Raw genomic sequence first — 1,476 nt, forward strand, 5'->3', positions numbered from 1 at the left:
CATCTCCTTATACAAAAGTCCAGCGTCCTGACCGGGCGCAGTGCGACCAGAATTTGATGGGACTTGGGCGGGAGGGGTTGTAAACTCGTGCGGATTCGCGTTTACTCCTGGCTTTTTTGAGCGCGAATGAACAACGAGTCGGGGGCATGGGTGGACGAAGAATTTGAGGCGCTGGATCTTGGCGATCCAAGGCGGGACCGACGGGCGAAGGGGCTGCTGAAGCGACTGGCTGCGAGGCCGACTGCGAGCATTCCTGGCGCATGCGAAGACTGGGCAGAGACCATCGCTGCCTATCGATTTCTCGGCAACGAGGAAGTCGAGTGGACAGACATGATGCAGCCGCATTGGGAGCGCACGGCAGGGCGGGCGCGGCAATTCCCGGTGGTGCTGTGCATTGCAGACACAACCGAGTTGAATTTTAACGGCCAGGAGATCGATGGGCTCGGGCCCTTGAGCTACGAAGCGCAGAGGGGGATGTATCTGCATCCGACCTACGCTGTGACGCCGGATCGGGAACCACTCGGTGTGATCGACGCCTGGATGTGGGCCCGGGAGCCGCTGGATGCAAACGGGCAGCGGGTTGGTATTACAGAGAGCGTACGGTGGACTGAAAGCTACGAACGCGTTGCAGAACAGGCCGCGATGTTGCCTGAGACTCGCCTGGTCTACGTGGCGGATCGGGAAGGCGATATCGCTGCGATGATGGAGCGTGCTAATGAGCTCGGCAATCCTGCAGACTGGCTGATACGTTCCCAACACAACCGCAGCCTTGGTGAGGCAGGCAAGCTGTGGGACACGGTAGACGCCAGCGAAGCTCTGGGAGAGATCGGCTTCATCCTGCCGGGGCGCGCAGGCCAAAAGGCGCGCGAGGTCAAGCAGGAGTTACGTGCGCAACGCGTGAAGCTGCCGGGTAAGACGGGGCCAGCCGTCACCTGCATAGTGGCCCAGGAGATCGGCGCTCCGGCAGGCGTTACCCCTGTCGTGTGGCGACTGCTGACCAACCGGGAGGCTCAAGATACAGATGCCGTCGTCGAGCTGATCGATTGGTATCGAGCCCGGTGGGAGATTGAGATGTTCTTCAATGTCCTGAAGAACGGGTGCAAGGTGGAAGCTTTACAGTTATCCCACATGGACCGCGTGGAACGGGCCCTGGTGTTTTACATGGTGGTGGCGTGGCGCATTGCCCGACTGATGCGTTTGGGCAGAACCTGCCCTGACCTGGACGCGTCGCTATTCTTTGATGCCGATGAGATACGAGGCGCGTATCTACTCGCGAAGAAGGCGCGCCCAAAGACGCCCGTCACGCTCAATCAAATGATCCGCTTGATCGCGTCACTGGGTGGTTTCCTGGGCCGCAAGAGTGATGGCGAGCCCGGCGCCAAAACGATCTGGATCGGCATGCAGYGAACCATGGATGCTGCGTTCATGATCCTGGCGCTACGGGCTGAGGACTCATGACTTSTGTATAAGGAGATG

At 59.8% G+C, this 1,476-nt stretch carries 1 protein-coding gene; it reads left to right on the top strand.

All coding sequences use genetic code 11. The features are described from left to right. Positions 1-126: 126 nt before the first annotated feature. The gene (locus AC1DKD_RS41255) at positions 127-1,458 is read left to right on the top strand and encodes an IS4 family transposase (RefSeq protein ID WP_477144750.1); all 1,332 of its coding nucleotides are present in this window, start codon (positions 127-129) and stop codon (positions 1,456-1,458) included. The last annotated feature ends 18 nt before the right edge of the window (positions 1,459-1,476 follow it).

It is taken from the genome of Cupriavidus sp. 05T313, assembly GCF_056396665.1.